Source organism: Pedobacter sp. (assembly GCF_041645105.1).
Classification (GTDB): Bacteria; Bacteroidota; Bacteroidia; order Sphingobacteriales; family Sphingobacteriaceae; genus Pedobacter.
On the sequence record NZ_JBAZQQ010000002.1, the window covers coordinates 357,499 to 373,779 of the forward strand.

16 protein-coding genes are annotated in these 16,281 nt (G+C 37.2%); 6 read left to right on the forward strand and 10 right to left on the reverse strand.

Annotated elements, in window-relative coordinates:
- Positions 1-56 precede the first annotated feature (56 nt).
- Both WC623_RS07690 and WC623_RS07695 read right to left on the reverse strand, forming a co-directional pair.
- Positions 57-542: an SRPBCC domain-containing protein gene (locus WC623_RS07690; protein WP_372849621.1), complete on the reverse strand. Its 486-nt coding sequence runs from the start codon at positions 540-542 to the stop codon at positions 57-59.
- Positions 529-870 carry an ArsR/SmtB family transcription factor gene (locus WC623_RS07695; RefSeq protein WP_372849623.1) on the reverse strand — a complete coding sequence of 114 codons (342 nt, stop codon included), beginning with the start codon at positions 868-870 and terminating at the stop codon, positions 529-531. The genes WC623_RS07690 and WC623_RS07695 overlap by 14 nt, the downstream gene beginning before the upstream one ends.
- A gap of 337 nt (positions 871-1,207) precedes the next feature.
- On the opposite strand from WC623_RS07695, the gene WC623_RS07700 reads away from it, so the two are divergent.
- Positions 1,208-1,729 carry a hypothetical protein gene (locus WC623_RS07700; RefSeq protein ID WP_372849625.1) on the forward strand — a complete coding sequence of 174 codons (522 nt, stop codon included), beginning with the start codon at positions 1,208-1,210 and terminating at the stop codon, positions 1,727-1,729.
- 35 nt (positions 1,730-1,764) lie between these two features.
- Here the strand turns inward: WC623_RS07700 and WC623_RS07705 are convergent, their stop codons facing one another.
- The 5 genes from WC623_RS07705 to WC623_RS07725 all read right to left on the reverse strand — a co-directional run bounded on the left by WC623_RS07705 (position 1,765) and on the right by WC623_RS07725 (position 9,412).
- Positions 1,765-4,875 carry an efflux RND transporter permease subunit gene (locus WC623_RS07705; protein ID WP_372849627.1) on the reverse strand — a complete coding sequence of 1,037 codons (3,111 nt, stop codon included), beginning with the start codon at positions 4,873-4,875 and terminating at the stop codon, positions 1,765-1,767.
- Between the two features lie 29 nt (positions 4,876-4,904).
- Positions 4,905-6,002, reverse strand: a complete 1,098-nt coding sequence (locus tag WC623_RS07710) for an efflux RND transporter periplasmic adaptor subunit (RefSeq protein ID WP_372849629.1) — start codon at positions 6,000-6,002, stop codon at positions 4,905-4,907.
- A gap of 8 nt (positions 6,003-6,010) precedes the next feature.
- Entirely contained in the window at positions 6,011-7,300 is a 1,290-nt protein-coding gene (locus WC623_RS07715; protein WP_372849630.1) for a TolC family protein, read from the reverse strand.
- 68 nt (positions 7,301-7,368) lie between these two features.
- Positions 7,369-8,727: a sensor histidine kinase gene (locus WC623_RS07720; protein WP_372849632.1), complete on the reverse strand. Its 1,359-nt coding sequence runs from the start codon at positions 8,725-8,727 to the stop codon at positions 7,369-7,371.
- A 4-nt stretch (positions 8,728-8,731) separates the two neighbouring features.
- Entirely contained in the window at positions 8,732-9,412 is a 681-nt protein-coding gene (locus tag WC623_RS07725; protein ID WP_372849634.1) for a response regulator transcription factor, read from the reverse strand.
- 114 nt (positions 9,413-9,526) lie between these two features.
- Here WC623_RS07725 and WC623_RS07730 point away from each other — a divergent pair, with 114 nt between their 5' ends.
- The 3 genes from WC623_RS07730 to WC623_RS07740 all read left to right on the forward strand — a co-directional run bounded on the left by WC623_RS07730 (position 9,527) and on the right by WC623_RS07740 (position 12,014).
- Positions 9,527-9,811, forward strand: a complete 285-nt coding sequence (locus tag WC623_RS07730) for a hypothetical protein (RefSeq protein WP_372849636.1) — start codon at positions 9,527-9,529, stop codon at positions 9,809-9,811.
- 101 nt (positions 9,812-9,912) lie between these two features.
- Entirely contained in the window at positions 9,913-10,359 is a 447-nt protein-coding gene (locus WC623_RS07735) for a KTSC domain-containing protein (protein ID WP_372849638.1), read from the forward strand.
- Positions 10,360-10,463: 104 nt separating this feature from the next.
- Positions 10,464-12,014, forward strand: coding sequence for a glycoside hydrolase family 10 protein (locus WC623_RS07740; RefSeq protein ID WP_372849640.1), 1,551 nt, complete (start codon positions 10,464-10,466; stop codon positions 12,012-12,014).
- A 162-nt stretch (positions 12,015-12,176) separates the two neighbouring features.
- Here WC623_RS07740 and WC623_RS07745 read toward each other — a convergent pair whose 3' ends face one another.
- Both WC623_RS07745 and WC623_RS07750 read right to left on the reverse strand, forming a co-directional pair.
- A complete protein-coding gene (locus WC623_RS07745) occupies positions 12,177-13,742 on the reverse strand; it encodes a flotillin family protein (protein ID WP_372849642.1) in 1,566 nt (521 codons plus the stop codon).
- On the reverse strand, positions 13,742-14,308 hold the full coding sequence (locus WC623_RS07750; protein WP_372849644.1) for an NfeD family protein: 567 nt from the start codon (positions 14,306-14,308) through the stop codon (positions 13,742-13,744). Before WC623_RS07750 ends, WC623_RS07745 begins: the two co-directional genes overlap by 1 nt.
- Positions 14,309-14,431: 123 nt before the next feature.
- Here WC623_RS07750 and WC623_RS07755 point away from each other — a divergent pair, with 123 nt between their 5' ends.
- Positions 14,432-14,671, forward strand: a complete 240-nt coding sequence (locus WC623_RS07755; protein ID WP_372849646.1) for a hypothetical protein — start codon at positions 14,432-14,434, stop codon at positions 14,669-14,671.
- A 20-nt stretch (positions 14,672-14,691) separates the two neighbouring features.
- Here WC623_RS07755 and WC623_RS07760 read toward each other — a convergent pair whose 3' ends face one another.
- A complete protein-coding gene (locus WC623_RS07760; protein ID WP_372849648.1) occupies positions 14,692-15,159 on the reverse strand; it encodes an Lrp/AsnC family transcriptional regulator in 468 nt (155 codons plus the stop codon).
- A gap of 179 nt (positions 15,160-15,338) precedes the next feature.
- Here WC623_RS07760 and WC623_RS07765 point away from each other — a divergent pair, with 179 nt between their 5' ends.
- Positions 15,339-16,199, forward strand: coding sequence for an RNA polymerase sigma factor RpoD/SigA (locus tag WC623_RS07765; protein WP_372849650.1), 861 nt, complete (start codon positions 15,339-15,341; stop codon positions 16,197-16,199).
- The last annotated feature ends 82 nt before the right edge of the window (positions 16,200-16,281 follow it).

The following is a 16,281-nucleotide window of genomic DNA, read 5'->3' on the forward strand; positions in this document are numbered from 1 at the left end:
ATTTTTTTGTCATTTATATCAATAACAATCAAAAATAGAATTGGTTCGGTGTTAGCCTAAATTATTGTTTCCAGCTTATTAAACATTTTAATCCAGCTTTGATAAGCGCCGGTTTGTTTAGCTTCAGCTTCAGAAACACTCTGATGTATGGTAAGCTTGGTCTGATTTCCAAGTTCACTAAAAGTAACAGTCGTCAGTACTTCTTCCGGCCAATCTTCCGGCTTTCCTGCATCTGCCGATCTAACATCATCTCCGTTTTCATTGGAAATAATCATGGTGAATACTAGTTTCTCAGGAGCTGTTACTTCCTTGTATTGACCCTTTATCCAACAGTCTCCATGTACTGGATCATGAACACAGGAATGAAAGGAGCCACCTTGTGTCGCATTTAAAGATTTAAACTCAATAGTACAGCCATCAGGAGCATACCAATGTTTTAATTTTTCGGGATCTGTCCAGGCCTCAAATACAAGAGCCCTTGGGGCATTGAAAAGATGTGTAATCAACAACTCTTTTCCTTGCTCAGTTTTACTTTGTTTCATCGTTTTGATTTTTGGTTTGTAAGTCGATTAAGAAATTGTCTAGTTTTTCAAATCTGTGATTCCATAGTCTTTTGGATTGCTCAACCCAGTCCATAACTTCATTTAACTGATCAAGACGTGCCTCGCAAAATCTTTCACGTCCTTGCTGAGTGATGGCAACCAATCCACATTCAGTTAATATTTTAATGTGTTTTGATACTGCTGGCTGACTGATCTGAAAATTTTCTATAATCTTATTTAAGGTTAATGTTTGCTCTGCCAATAATCCGAGTATCTCTCTGCGGGTAGGGTCAGCTATTGCCTGGAATACATCTCTGCGTGCTTTCATGCTAATTTTATTTATATAACCGTTTGGTTATGTAAAATTATATATAACCAATCAGTTATGCAAATTATTTTATGAAAAAAATGTGTAACCTGCTTAAATTCTTTGTGATACAGATTATTTCCTATATTTGTAAAAAAATAAAGTCATGTTACATATTAAACATATCCAGAAAAAGCAAAATAGCCAGTCTTATTGGCTAATGAGGCAGGGTATGGGCTTTGTTTTTCTTCCCGGCCATTAGTGCCCTTGCTTATTTAAAGCTTTCAATAGCCAACTTTTATTTAACTATTTAAAAATCAATGTTAAGGCTAAGCCCTTAACAAACTAATATATCCTTATGGACATTTTATATACTGTAGACGAAAAATATCTGCAGGGAATAGAGGAACTTCATTACGGTGAACTACCAAAGGCACTTCACATATTTAATGAAATTATCAATATAGATCCTGGTTATGCCAGAGCTTACTATCAGTTAGGTTGTTTTTATTACTATCAGTTTAAAAACTACCAGACAGCAGGATTTTATTTCAAAAAATGTATAGCACTGGAAGCTGAATTTCCAGATGTATATACAGATTATTTAAAGTTACTGGTTACCCTGAAAATGTATAAATCAGTTGAACTTATTGCTGAAAAAGCATTACTTATGCCCGGGGTTGGTAAAGCTGAAATTTACGGACAGCTTGGCTTGAATGCTGAAATGCAACACGATTTTGTACTTGCAAAAGAAAAGTATAAGCTTGCTTTACTGGCGACCGACAGCGATACTGATCACATTTTGTTTAAAGACCATTTGAAACGTGTGGATGATAAGCTACACGCCAAAAAAAGTATGGTATACGCCTATCAAAGCTAATTGACTTAGTCAATTAGCTTTGTATTAAAATGATATTATTGTTTAGCCTTTTTCTGATAGGCCCAATAAAATACAATTGGGTATACAAATAAGCAGAAAATAGTATTGGTAATTAAGCCACCAATTACTACGATAGCCAATGGCTTAGAGGCTTCCGAGCCTATGCCGGTTGACAATGCTGCTGGCATTAAACCAATAGCAGCCATCATCGCGGTCATAATTACGGGTCTTAGCCTGGTAGCTACACCATCCTTAATGGCATCGGCAAAGCTCCAGCCCGGATGATGTCTTAATTCGGCCATATTTGTTTTGAATCGGGTGATCAGAATCACCCCATTCTGAACACAAATACCAAACAGTGCTATAAATCCTATGCCTGCCGAAATATTGAAATTTACCTTTGTAATCAGCAAGGCAAGTATACCACCAATCAATGCAAAAGGGACATTGTTTAACACCAGTAATGCATCCTTAATATTCCCAAACAGGACGAACAGGATAAAAAAGATAAGTATTAAGCTAATAGGTACAGCTGTTGATAACCTGGAGGTCGCCCTTTGTTGATTTTCAAAATCCCCAGCCCATTCCAGTTTATATTCTTTTGGTAGTTTGATTTCTGCTGCAACTTTTTCCTGAGCTTCGGCAATGGTGCTACCCATATCGCGCCCGCGGATAGAGAATTTTATGGCTCCATATCTTTGGTGTTTGTCTCGGTAGATAATGCTGGGGCCAGTAATTTTCCGGATATTGGAAATCTCACTCAAAGGTACTTTCGCACCAGAAAGAGTAGGGATACGCAGGGCGCCTATCGCAGCCTCATCACTCCTGAAATCTTCTGGATAACGAATCCGGAGATCGAATTTTCTTTCTCCTTCGTAAATTTGGGTGGCAGCTTTTCCACCAATAGCCATTTCAATAACAGCATTTGCATCTTCTGTAGTCACTCCATATAAAGCCATTTTGCTCTGATCCAGATTAATTCTTAGTTCTGGTTGTCCCATGTTCCTTAAAATACCAAGATCTTCAATGCCATGAACAGTTTTCAGGATGTTTTCTATTTTCTCTTCTTGCTCTTCTATAAAATTGAAGTCATTACCAAACATTTTTACTACAATGGAGCCTTTAACACCTGATACCGCTTCCTCAACATTATCAGAAATAGGCTGAGAGAAATTTAGACTAATGCCAGGATAACTTTTTAGTTTTTCCTGCATACGTTGTACAAGTTTTTCTTTGCTACCTTTACGTTTCCATTCTTTCCTGGGATAAATATCTACCAGAAATTCCATGTTGTAAAAGCCGGTGGCATCGGTACCATCATTTGGTCGGCCGGTTTGTGACATGACCTGTTTTACCTCATCAAAACTTAAAAATACTTTACGCATCTCATTACTTAGCTTTTTTGTTTCATTCAAAGAAACGCTAAGCGGAGCACTGGCACGTACATAAATAGATCCTTCATCAAGAGTTGGTAAAAACTCAGTACCTAGAAAATTGAAAGAAAATATCCCCAACGCTAATGCAACCATTGCTCCTGTAAAGACTGCCTTTCGAGCTTTAAAAGCAGCATTAAATGTACCCATTACACCTTTTGTGAGATATTCTAAAAAGATGTTGTGCTTTTCTTTTACGTTTTTCTTTAACAGTATGCTGGCCAATGCCGGTACAAGCGTAAATGTTAGCAATAAGGCCCCCAGTAGTGCAAAACTTAATGTCCATGCCAATGGCGAGAACATCTTGCCTTCTACCTTTTCGAATGTAAAGATGGGCATCAGGCCGGTAATGATAATTAGTTTGGCAAAAAAGATTCCTTTACCATTTTCCAGACAGGCCTTTTTAATGATCCCTAGTTTACTCATCCGGTTAAATTTATCCATGCCGTTTTTCCGCGCATGGTAATCAAGGGCCACGAAAATGCCCTCTACCATCACTACTGCGCCATCTATAATGATCCCGAAATCTATAGCGCCCATGGAGAGTAGATTGGCCGACATACCTTTCATTTTTAGGCAGATAAATGCAAAGAGAAGCGATAAAGGGATGATTAGGGAGACGATAAGTGTAGTGCGCCAGTCGGCCATAAATAGGAATACAATCAAAGTTACAAAAATGATTCCTTCCAGCATATTGCCCATTACGGTATGTGTAGCGAAATTAACCAGGTCTTCACGGTCATAAAAAGGACTGATTTTTACATCACCTGGTAAAATATTATCGTTTATATCCTTTATTTTTTCTTTCAGGGCAGCAATCACTTCACTTGGATTTTGCCCTTTACGCATAACCACAATTCCTTCTACTACATCAGGATCAAGGTCACGTCCAACTTGTCCCAATCGTGGTAAAGCGGATTCTGTAACTTCAGCAATGGTTTTTACATATACTGGTGTGCCATTAAAGTTGTCGACAACTATATTTTTAATCTCATCAATATTGTTTAAAATGCCTATTCCCCTGACTACATAAGCTTGTCCGCTTTGTTCAATAACATCTCCACCTACATTGACATTGCTTTTAGATACTGCTTCAAATAGTTCTGTAGCAGTTACTCCGTATTGTAATGATTTTTGAGGATGAACAGTAATCTGATAAGTTTTTACTTCGCCCCCAAAGCTAACCACATCTGCAATTCCCGGAACGGAAAGCAACTCTCGCTGAACAACCCAATCCTGAATGGTTTTTAGATCTCTTACTGATTCCTTGTCACTTTTTAAAGTATAGCGGAAGATCTCACCTGTAGGTCCGTACGGAGGTTGTACCTCGGGTTTAGCTCCAGAGGGAAGATCAGCTTCATCCAGATGATTGTTTACCTGTACACGTGCAAATTGGTAATCTACATCATCTTCAAAGGTGATTTTTACGACCGATAAGCCAAAAAGAGAAGAAGAGCGGATGCTGGTTCTTTTCTCTGTGGGGTTCATTGCTATCTCAAGAGGTCGTGAGACAAATTTTTCTACTTCTTCTGCACTACGCCCCGGCCATTGTGTAATGATGGTAATATTGGTATTGGTGACATCAGGAAATGCCTCGATAGTAGTTTTTTTGAAACTTAAATATCCCGCTAGTACTAAAATGAAAGTAGCAAAGAAGATGAAGTATTTATTCTTCAGGGAAAAGTTTATGATAGACTTAATGAATTTATTCATTACAGTTTGAATTTAAAGGATGATGAAGATTATGGTTTTATGCTGTCGAAAAGAAATAATTGCTTAGACGCAACTATACGATCGCCTGCATTTAAACCCTTGCTGATATAGACTTTACTTTCAAACTTGCGGCTGATTTCAATTTCCTGAATCCTTATTTTCTTTACTTCGTCTAATACCAGTACATAATATTTATTGTTGTCGAAAATGAGACAGTTAGCATTTACTGACGGAAGACTACTATTGCTTTTTGTTGCAATCAACACTGAGGCCATCATACCGGGTTTTAATAAATAGTCTGGATTATTGATCACCACACGGGCATTCATGACTTTGCTGTCGCTGTTCAGCATGTTGTTGATTTTGCTTATTTTTCCTTTGAAAGATTTATCCGGATAAGAAAGAATAGCAATATCTACTTCATCTCCTTCTTTTACTTTAGAGATGTCACTTTCATAAATATTAATCTGCACCCATACATTAGAAAGGTCTGCTACAGTAAAAATGCTTTCATTGTTGTCTGGTCTGACTTGTGTATTAGTGGTTACATTTTTCTCAATAATAAAGCCTGAAATTGGCGATGTTAAATTGTAAAGACCATTTTTGTTACCTCCATTAAGGCTTAAAATAGACTTGCTTCTTTTATCTTCTGCTTGTTTTACCAGCAGGTCATTTTTAGCTTGTTCCAATTCCAATGCAGATGTTAGGCCACTATGGTATAAATCTTCTGTTAGTTTAAGATACCGCTGGGCATTCTTTAATTCTGCTGATGAACTAACGACTTCCTTGCCAAATCCAGCCATTTCTGCACTGGTCATTGTGGCGAGTAATTGGCCTTTATTTACGCGATCACCCAGTTTTACTGGTACATTTTGTAAATAACCACTTACCATAGGATAGATTTTGGCCATCTTCTCTTCATTTGCAGTGATTTTTGCTGAAAAATTAATGTCGATTTGGTTATTTGCACCTCTAACAGTATCTATTTTTAGTTTAGAGATAAGAGAGTCAGTTAGTTCAAACTTTTCATCTTTTGGTGTTTCTTTAGTCTGTTCGCCACAGCTGGTTAGTAGTAAAGCGATAGATAAAGCGGTTAACTTACCGATGTTTTGTAGCATATTTTGCATGTGTGCCTTTATTTAAAAATGTTGGATCCGGTTACAAAATTGATTTCTTCTTTTGCGTGCATACGTTCGTATTTCAGACTGTTCATCTGAATTGTGCTGGTCTTATAAGAATCATAGAAATCCATAAATTCAATAAGACTGATATTTCTATTTTTAAAGTTCCTGATCACTTCAGTAATCATTTTGCCGAAATCCGTATTGAAATTTTTATCTAGGGCCTGGTATAGGTTTTCAGTTCTTAATGCAGATGTATAGCTGTTGTAAACTTCGTTTTCTAATATAGCTTCTTGTTGTTGCAGTTGATTTTCCCCAACCTGTATGGCAATTCTTGCTTTTTTAACCTCTCCTTGATTTCTATTGAACAATGGAATAGGAAGCTTAATTCCAATGCCAGTATAGTTGTCTGGATAGCTTCCTTTCAGGTCATAGCTAAGCGAAAGCTCAATATCAGGTATTGCATTAGCTTTCTGTAATCTGAGGTTTTGTGCTGCATAAGAAACTTCTGTTTTTGCCAGTTGAAGGTCTGCACGGTTGTTACGTGCAGAGTCCAGTAAGTTGCTGTACACGTGCTTGCTTAACAGATATCTTTGTTCTTCTTCTGTAGAAACAATTAAATCAAAATCAGCATTTGCCGACAGGTTAGTCATTAGTTTAATTTCGGTTTTTGAATCTTCTATATCATTCATAATACTATTATATTCACCTTGTATTGTATAGAGTAAGGATTTGATTCTGATGATATCTTTTAAGGCGACGTTGCCTAGTTTTAATTGTTGCTCATTGGCAGTCAATAACAACTTTAAAGAATTGAGTTGTTCTTCGTAAACTTTGGCTGATTGCTGATCGTAAAAAGTTTTGTAAAAGGCAGACCTGAGGTTAAAACGTAAAGTACGCATGAGGTCAAAATATTGGTATTCTGCAAGCTTGACACCGGTAGTAGCCAATTGTATGTTTTTATTACGGTTACGTGCCAGTTTGATCATTTGTGAAAGGGATGCCTGATATTGTCCGTAAGCCCTACTCGTACCTAGAAATCTCTTAGTTTCAGGATTGTATAGCAGATTCTCATAACTGATCTCAGGATTGTCAAATAAGCGGGCAGTTATGACATCAGCATAAGCCTGATCTGTTTGGTATTGCTGGGCAATCAGCTGGTAGTTGTTCTGTACAAAACGTTTCTCTACATCAGAAAGACTGAGCTGAATCTTCGTTTCTGTTTGAGCTGATGTGGTCGATGCTATAAATAGCAATGTCAATAAGCTCAATAAAGAACTGAATTTTTGTGATAAATGAACCATTTGCGTAGTGTTTGGTCAAACCTATCACTACGGAATTAAAGAAGAATTAAAGGGAAATTAAAATGGGATTAAAATTTTGGAAAAATGACAGTTATGGTACTGCCATGACCTTTTTTTGAGTTGACTTTAATACTACCTTTGTAAAGTGTAATGATTTTGTGTGCCATATAGAGTCCCATTCCATTACCCGTATGTCTACTTTCAGCAGCTGCGCTATAAAAGGGCTTAAATATTTCCTTTATTGTTGTCTCAGGCATTCCTGTTCCCTGATCAGTTATAGCAATACAAATCTCTGTTTGTTGGATATTCAATGTGCATTGCACTGACTGATGATCTGAAAATTTGAATGCGTTAGAGATGATGTTATTGAATGCAATATGTAAAAGCGTTGGATTTGCCTGAATAATGAGCTCAGTTTCATCCATCGGTAAGTTATTCATGGTGATAAGAAGATCAACTGCTTCTTTTTCTTTCCAGTCTTTTTGTAATGTCCATAACATTTCATCAATGCGAACAGGACTAAGTTGAGAAGTGGCAAATTCGAGATCTGCTTGTGCAAGGTTGACTAGTCCGGTAATGATGCTTTCCATTTTTCCAGCATCTTCCAGGACCGAGTTTAATGCTTGTTGATAATCTTGTTTTTCCCTTTCTTGAGAGAGCGCAAGTTCGGCAGCAATTGTCATTCTGGTTATTGGTGTTCTCAGTTCATGAGATGCATTGGCCACAAAAGTTCTTTGTAATGCGAAAGCTTGTTCCAGATGTTCCATCAGGTTATTGAAATTTTGCGCAAGCAAGTTGATTTCATCTTTATTTTTTCCCTCATGGACTCTAAAGTGCAGGTTGCTGGATTTGATCTGTTTAACTTCTTTGATGAAGAGATTTAGAGGGCTTAGTATCGTTTTTGCTATCCAGCGTCCGGATAGGAGCAGACCTATAAAAACAATTACGAAAGTAGCCAGCATAATTTTACGTAATTTATCCAGTCGATAGTGAGTACTTTGGTCAACCGCAGAAGCTATGATTACGAAATCTCCCTGGTTATCTTTATAATAGATTCCTACGACTTGTCTTTCTCCATCTTTGAACCTTAGTTTTTTTGCATTTCGTACTTTATTAATTGTGCTGTTGCTCCAGTATTGCTGGTCATCGCCAATAAATGCAGCAGTGTTTTTCGAATCATATACCCTGATCACTTCGCCGTTTAGTTTTTCAAGGTACAGGCTCCTAATCTTATTTAATGAATCTGAGGAGATTTCATCAGCCTCCAGATATAACTTTGCTGTAACCATGGTGCGGTCTGTAAGCCTTGCAAAGAAGTCGGCCTCCATGAATTTAAGGAAAGTGATATAAATAGCAGACAATATGACCAGCATGAGTAAGGTGGTACTTAAAGTGAAGTATAATGCTAGTCTGTCTTTGATTTTCATACTGTTATTTAAGGATATAGCCCATATTTATTTTAGTATGGATGAGCTTTTTATCAAAACCTTTTTCAATTTTATTACGAAGAAAGTTGATATAAACATCAATTACATTGGTGCCGGTGTCAAAATTAATGTCCCATGCATTTTCCGCAATATATTGTCTGGATAGAAGTCGGTTTGGGTTACGTAAAAATAGTTCTAATAAGGTAAACTCTTTGGCCGTAAGTGTAATTGGTACTCCAGCACGTTGAACCTCTTTGCTGTAGATATTTAAAGTAATGTCATCATAGCTGAGTACTTGGTTATCTTTTTTATTTACTTCAGGCTGATGTCTTCTTAACAATGCTTCAATCCTAGCCAGTAATTCTTTAAAATGGAAAGGTTTTACCAGGTAATCATCGGCACCAGAATTGAGACCGTTTACCTTATCGTCAATGGCTCCTAAAGCACTTAACATAAGAATGGAGGTTGATTTATTTACCGCTCTAAGTTGTCGGCAGACCGCAATGCCATTAAGTCCTGGCATCATAATGTCCAGAATGACCAGGTCAAAATCTATAGTGCTGAAAATTTCTAATGCTTGTTGACCATCTGAAATACTGGTTACTTCATAACCATATTCTTCAAGGCCGGTTTTTATTAGCGCAGCTATTTTTTGGTCGTCTTCAGCTAATCCAATTTTAAACATGTTCGCAAAATATAAAAGGATTTTAACTTAATAACAGAAAAAAAATGTTTTTTACTATTTGAACTTGAGATAGTATATTTGGGAAAATATTTTATTCTAAATTAACAAAACTCGATGAAGAAAATTTTAATTAATACCCTTATTGCGATTACCATTGCAAGCTCTTTAAGTTCATGTGCTACAGTTTTTGGCGGAAAGGTAACGGATGCACAAAAGAGAAAACCTATGGATGGAGAGCCACAAAGGTCGATCAGGCCAGTTGCCTTGATTGCAGATATTCTTTTATTCTGGCCAGGGCTTATAGTTGATTTCGCGACAGGAGCAATTTATAAACCTGAAGGAAATGGAACTTCTAAATCTATCCCAGCGGATAAAGTTGTTGAAAAAGCTTCAAAATAATGCAAAACAAGAAATGCTACTCAAAGGGTAGCATTTCTTGATATAAATAATTGAAAATTAATGCAATTGCGAAGTAATCTCCGTACCTTTGCGCAAATTTTATGAAGAAGATCACTGATTACAGAAAACTATTGGGTGTACAAAAGGATGCCGAATTGAAAGAATTGAAATCCATTTACAGGAATTTAATGAAAGACTGGCACCCGGATAAGTTTCAGGATAGCGAAGAGGCTAAATTAGAGGCAGAAACTAAAAGTAAAGAGATTATAGAAGCTTATCACTTCCTGGTAAGTATAGCACCGGAAACACTGGCAATTTCTATTGATGAATACACGCAAACTACGACTAATTGTGGTATTGCCGATTACAACTGGGCCGGATTGGTACTTACTGTACAGTTTCTGGATGGTAGTGCTTATGAATATTTTGGTGTTCCAAAAGCAGTTTATGTGAAATTGGTTAATGCTGATTCTCCAGGTAGGTTTGCACGCCGTCACATTTTTGGTGAGTTCCCTTACAGAAACATAGCGAAATTACAAACGGCTTAACGGCTTGTAAATAAAAAACATGACCAGGTACTAAAGGTCAATATTGTTTGTAAATTTATGGTGTCTCAAATATTTGTTACATCATAAATTAAAGCTACAGACCATTGAAAATATCATTTAAAAATCTTAAAAAAGGCTTGCTGGCATTATCTTGCTGCAGCCTTTTTTTGTTATATTCTTGTGGAGCCAGGAAGAAAACTGCAATGGCTTCTAATGCAAAAGTGGCTAATGTTAAAGCTGTAGCAGCCGACATACCACCACAGGTAGATAGAGAGTTCCGTGCAGCATGGGTAGCCTCGGTAGCCAATATAAACTGGCCGTCTAAATCAGGTTTAAGTACTGCTGATCAGCAAAAGGAAGCCATTGTGCTGCTTGATTTTTTAAAAAAGAATAATTTTAATGCTGTGATATTTCAAGTTAGGCCTCAAGCCGATGCTTTTTATAACAGTAGTCTGGAACCCTGGTCAGTTTTTTTAACAGGCAGGCAGGGACAAGCACCCAGTCCTTATTATGATCCATTGGAGTTTTGGATTGAGGCCGCGCATGACCGTGGACTGGAGCTCCATGTATGGCTTAATCCTTACCGCTCACATCATACGACGGGAAAAGTGATTAGTGAACAGTCTATCGTTAAAAAAAGGCCAGATCTTGTAGTGAAACTAAAGGATGGGCAATATTGGATGGATCCATCAAATAAAGGTACTCAAGACCATGTTTCGGCAGTTGTACAGGATATTGTAAAACGTTATGATATCGATGGAGTGCATTTTGATGATTATTTTTATCCCTATGAATCTTATAATGGAGGTGCAGATTTTCCTGATGATGTAAGCTGGAATGCTTACTTGAAAAATGGAGGGAAATTAAATAGGGGAGACTGGCGTCGTCAAAGTGTAAACCAATTTATTGAAAGACTTTATAAAGAAATTAAAGCTGAAAAGAAATATGTGAAATTTGGTCTTAGTCCATTTGGGATATGGAGACCGGGTTATCCTGCTTCAATAAAAGGGATGGATCAATATAATAAACTGTATGCTGATGCAAAGCTTTGGTTAAATAAAGGTTGGATCGATTATTTCATGCCTCAGTTGTATTGGACAATCAACAGTCCTGCTCAAAGTTTTCCGGTATTACTGGGCTGGTGGGAGGCTGAAAATACCATGAAAAGACATCTTTGGCCTGGTATGAATGTAGCACTTGGTGGCGATGATAAAAATGTGGATGAGATTGTAAATCAGATTATGCTGACTCGTGGAATGCTGCCCAATAGTCCGGGAGCGGCTCATTGGAGCATTGGAGGCTTAACCAAGCATGAAAAGCTGATTAAAGGAATCGCAGATGGTCCTTATAAGAAACAAGCGCTCATACCACCTACACCCTGGTTAGGTGATACTACGCCTAATGTGCCTGTTGTTAGAACTGAATTAATACAAGGGGAGTGGAAGATTGCATGGAACCATACAAATGCTAAGGATGTATTTAAATGGATTGTATACTATAAGTATGGTGGTACCTGGAGCTCTGTTATCTTAAATCGTAATGATCGCTTTCTGATTAAGTCTGCTGTAGAAAACAATAATAAACTGACTAATGTTGCAGTTACAGCAGTTGATCGATTAGGAAATGAGAGTGCAAAAATAACCATTCTCCTCTAAGACTGGAATCTTTCCCTGGAAAAGGCAAAGATCCTATGTCCTTTCGAAAAGGTAATTTTTATGGTAAAAGATAAAGGGGTTGAGCCATTGGTTCAACCCCTTTATCTTGATAGCGATTTGTTAACTATTATTTTTCTTTGTTAAGCCTGTTTAGTCAACAGGTTAGTCTTTGGTTGTACTATTGCTAGTATTACCAGAAGTTGTTTTACCTAAATTGATATTGCTGATGTTTTCGGGAGCTTCATCAGCACCTTTTAAGTATGTTGGAAGATTTAGTCCGGCCATATTAAACAGGTCGTTTAATGGTGGGACAGTTTTCATCATTCCTGAAACGAAATTGGCTGTGGAGGAATTGCCGTTTTCATTATTCCCATTACCTGAATCCCATACGGTAATCTTATCGATTTTTATATTTTTAACAGCTTCAACTTGTGTTCTTACCAATTCAGGAAGTTTCTCAATTAATAGTAATTGGAATGCTTTAGTTGGATCTCCACCTGCCGCTGCAACAACTTCTCTATAACCCTCGGCTTGTTTAGTAAGGATTTCAAATAGACCTTTTGCTTCTGCTTCCATTTTAGCGAAAATTGCATCAGCCTCTCCCTTTGCATTTTCTCTGATGGTTTCAGCATCCGCCTGGGCCTGGATGATAGCTCTTTGTTTCGCAATTTCAGCAGGGATTACAATGTTTGCAATTTGAGTTGCTCTTTCACGTTCAGAACGGGCAGCTTCCGCTTTTTGCTCAGCAAGATAGGATGCTTCAAGGGCTTGTGCTTGCTGAACCTTTTCGGCCGAAACAGCAATCTTCAATGATTCCGCTTCTTTTTCACGACGTAAAGCATCAGAGTTGGCAATGTTTATTTTTGCTTCGTTCTCTCCCTGAACTGCAAATGCATTTGCAGCCGAGGTTTTGATACGCGTATCTCTTTCTGCCTCTGCTTTACCAATAGCCTCATCTTTAACAGCAGAAGCAATACTTACTTCTCTGTCTTTCTGTGTAATGGCTATTTTAACATCACGTTCACGCTGAGTTTCAGCAATCTGAACATCTTTTTCACGGTCGGCAATTGCTTTACCCGTTTCACCGATTTTAGTTTGTTCAGCTACACTGATTAAAGCCTCGTTAATCGCTTTTGCCGCTGCTTCTTTACCTAAAGCCTCGATATAACCAGACTCATCTTTAATATCTGTTACGTTAACGTTGATTAATTTTAAGCCTATTTTCTTAAGTTCTGTGTCTACATTTTTAGAGATATTGTCAAGAAATTTGTCCCTGTCAGAATTGATCTCCTCAATAGTCATGGTTGCAATAACCAAACGAAGCTGACCAAAAAGGATATCTTTAGCCAATTCCTGAATGTCTGCGGCAGCCAAACCTAATAAACGCTCAGCAGCATTGTTCATGCTGTCACTTTCTGTTGAGATGGCGATAGTAAATCGACAAGGAACATCAACCCTAATGTTTTGACGACTAAGTGCATTAACCAGATTGGCTTCAATAGATATAGGTTTAAGATCAAGGTAAGCGAAATCTTGAATTACAGGCCAGATAAAAGCGCCACCACCATGTACACATTTTGCAGATGTGCCACCTGTTTTACCATATATAACAAGGATTTTATCTGACGGACATCTTTTATATCGGGAAATGAGAGCCGATAAAGTAACGAAAATAACGATAACGACCACAAGAATGATCGTTAGAGGGGATTGTAATAGGTTTTCCATTAAATTTTTTCTACGAGTACTAGGTTTTGATTTTCTATTTTAATAATGCGGATGTTGGCTCCGCTTTCTATTGTTTCTTGATCTGTTATGGCATCAAGTTCTTTAAATGATCCTCTTACACTGACCTGAATTTTTCCTCTCCCTGTTCTTTGTCCAGGGATACGCAGGTACACCGAGCCGGATTTGTTTAAAGCATGTTCAGTTTTAAATGAATTGTCTTCTGCTAGTTTTTGAATTTGTTTGATGATGGCAAAAAACAAAAGAATAAAACCAATTCCTACTGCGATTGAAAGCAGGATGAGTAAAGGCTTATTACTGATGAGTTGATAAAATGAAATACCCGTCCAGCTTAAACCTAGCAAGAAATTAATCAGGTTTCTGAAAGAGAATAGCTGAAAGGGAGCGTCTGCATGATCAAGATTGCCATCAAAATCAGCATCTATTCCATCTGCACTATCAAGCCCAAGAAAGGTCATTACTGTCTGGACAGCAAAGATCAGACTTACGGGAAGAGCAATGAACCAAAAAGCCCGAAGTAGTGGTTCGAGAGTGTTAAAGTAATCCATAACTGTAAAAATAGTATTTTTTTTGAGAAGGTATTAATAATTGAGATTGAATTTAATTTGTAATGTAATGCGATATATAGGCTAGTTACCCATTTAATAGTGTAGGTTTGATAAAAACGTATTATGGAAGATTTAAGACATAACATAAACCCGAACGACTTAACGCAGATGCATAAGTTGACTGATCCTGAGCCGGCACTTAAAGTTGGAGAGACTGTAGAGTATGATGAGGAATATAGTGGTGCAATTCCTTCATTAGAGAGGTTTAAAAAATATTTAGATCGATTTTATGAATATAAATTGATTAAAGGTAAAGAGCAGCCCTTAGATTTTCCTCTTTATAAGATTACATCAATAAAATAAGCTTAAATTGGTGTCGGAATTTAAAATGTGTAAGCAGACTCAGTTTTTATTTCAGACATCACAAAAAAGCTTTGAACAGTGCCAATATTACTAAGCTGAGCAAGTTTGCTTCTTAAAAAATGATGATAAGCATCCATATCAGAGATCACAATTCTGAGGATAAAGTCGAACGCGCCAGTCATGTGATAGCACTCCATTACCTCAGGGAATTTTACAACCTCTTTTTCAAAGCCGCTTAACGCACTGTCAGTATGTTCTTTTAATTGTACCTGCGAGTAAGCAATAAGGCTTTTTCCAATCTTTTTTGCATCCAAAATGGCAACAGAACGTTTTATGTAACCGTCTGACTTTAATCTTCTTACTCTTTCATGAATCGTTGCAGTAGATTTGTTTAGTTCGAGGGCTAGCTGTTTATTGCTCAGTAATGCATCCTGTTGCAATAATCTCAATATACCAATGTCTGTTTTATCTAAGTCTGTATGGTTCATCACCCGTAAATTTGTAGAAAGTGTATCTATTACACTGAAAATTCGAATTTAATAAAAAAAAAGATAGTTGGAGCTGTGAAACCGTAAAAGTTGAAAGTTTTTGTAGATTTTTCCGTAAAATAATCGGAAATAAATCATATCCATTGATCTAAAGTTCAATTCTCCTGACCTTGCCCAAGATGAGACAATTAAAGATAGAGCAGTCCATTACCAACCGTGATTCGGACTCAATAGAAAAGTACTTATATGATATTTCGAGAATTGACCTGCTGAGTGTGGATGATGAGATTGCTTTGGCTCGAAAGATCAAAAGGGGTGATAGGATGGCGTTGGACAGATTGGTGAAAGCTAATCTGCGCTTTGTAGTATCAGTAGCTAAAAAATATCAAAATCAGGGCATTCGTCTTTCTGATCTGATAGCTGAAGGTAATCTTGGTTTAATTAAAGCTGCACAGCGTTTTGACGAAACTAAAGGATTTAAATTTATCTCTTTTGCTGTTTGGTGGATTCGCCAGAGTATAATGATTGCTATAGCTGAACAAAAAAGAATGGTTCGGCTACCTGCAAATCAAATTGGGGGAATAGTGAGGATAAATAAAGCAATGGGAGAACTTGAGCAACGTCTAGAAAGACAGCCAAGTATTGAAGAGGTCTGCGAATTTATTGAAATGCCGGAAGAAAAGGTTTCTGACTATCTTTTCCATGCCCCAATGACAACTTCATTAGATACCATTATTGGAGAAGATTCAGGTTTTACACTTGCTGATACTATTGAAGATGAAAACATAGAAAAGACAGATTCATTAGTTCTGGAAGACTCTATTTTAATTGACATTAAAAGATTGATGAAAAGATTGCCTCAGCGGGAAAAGGAAATTCTTTTTATGTTTTATGGTCTAGGTGGAAATACGGCAATCGGACTGGATGAAATTGGCTATAAAATGAATTTGGGTAAAGAACGTGTACGACAAATTAAAGATAAAGCCTTAAAAACACTCCGCGCAGAAAAACCTAAATCATATATGATGGAATATATCTAGTATATTAGTGTATTGCTTTTTTTCTATATTGCGCTTGTTTTTAAACAGAAAGCATCGCAAAAAGCATCGCAATTATTAGAGC

Bases quoted from the DNA above. Each gene is read 5' to 3' on its own strand.
- WC623_RS07690 (WP_372849621.1), bottom strand. From the start codon at position 542: ATGAAACAAAGTAAAACTGAGCAAGGAAAAGAGTTGTTGATTACACAT.
- WC623_RS07730 (WP_372849636.1), top strand. From the start codon at position 9,527: ATGAAGAAAATTTTAATTAATACCCTTATTGCGATTACCATTGCAAGC.
- WC623_RS07735 (WP_372849638.1), top strand. From the start codon at position 9,913: ATGAAGAAGATCACTGATTACAGAAAACTATTGGGTGTACAAAAGGAT.
- WC623_RS07725 (WP_372849634.1), bottom strand. From the start codon at position 9,412: ATGTTTAAAATTGGATTAGCTGAAGACGACCAAAAAATAGCTGCGCTA.
- WC623_RS07700 (WP_372849625.1), top strand. From the start codon at position 1,208: ATGGACATTTTATATACTGTAGACGAAAAATATCTGCAGGGAATAGAG.
- WC623_RS07710 (WP_372849629.1), bottom strand. From the start codon at position 6,002: ATGCAAAATATGCTACAAAACATCGGTAAGTTAACCGCTTTATCTATC.
- WC623_RS07765 (WP_372849650.1), top strand. From the start codon at position 15,339: ATGAGACAATTAAAGATAGAGCAGTCCATTACCAACCGTGATTCGGAC.
- WC623_RS07745 (WP_372849642.1), bottom strand. From the start codon at position 13,742: ATGGAAAACCTATTACAATCCCCTCTAACGATCATTCTTGTGGTCGTT.
- WC623_RS07750 (WP_372849644.1), bottom strand. From the start codon at position 14,308: ATGGATTACTTTAACACTCTCGAACCACTACTTCGGGCTTTTTGGTTC.
- WC623_RS07705 (WP_372849627.1), bottom strand. From the start codon at position 4,875: ATGAATAAATTCATTAAGTCTATCATAAACTTTTCCCTGAAGAATAAA.
- WC623_RS07720 (WP_372849632.1), bottom strand. From the start codon at position 8,727: ATGAAAATCAAAGACAGACTAGCATTATACTTCACTTTAAGTACCACC.
- WC623_RS07755 (WP_372849646.1), top strand. From the start codon at position 14,432: ATGGAAGATTTAAGACATAACATAAACCCGAACGACTTAACGCAGATG.
- WC623_RS07760 (WP_372849648.1), bottom strand. From the start codon at position 15,159: ATGAACCATACAGACTTAGATAAAACAGACATTGGTATATTGAGATTA.
- WC623_RS07695 (WP_372849623.1), bottom strand. From the start codon at position 870: ATGAAAGCACGCAGAGATGTATTCCAGGCAATAGCTGACCCTACCCGC.
- WC623_RS07715 (WP_372849630.1), bottom strand. From the start codon at position 7,300: ATGGTTCATTTATCACAAAAATTCAGTTCTTTATTGAGCTTATTGACA.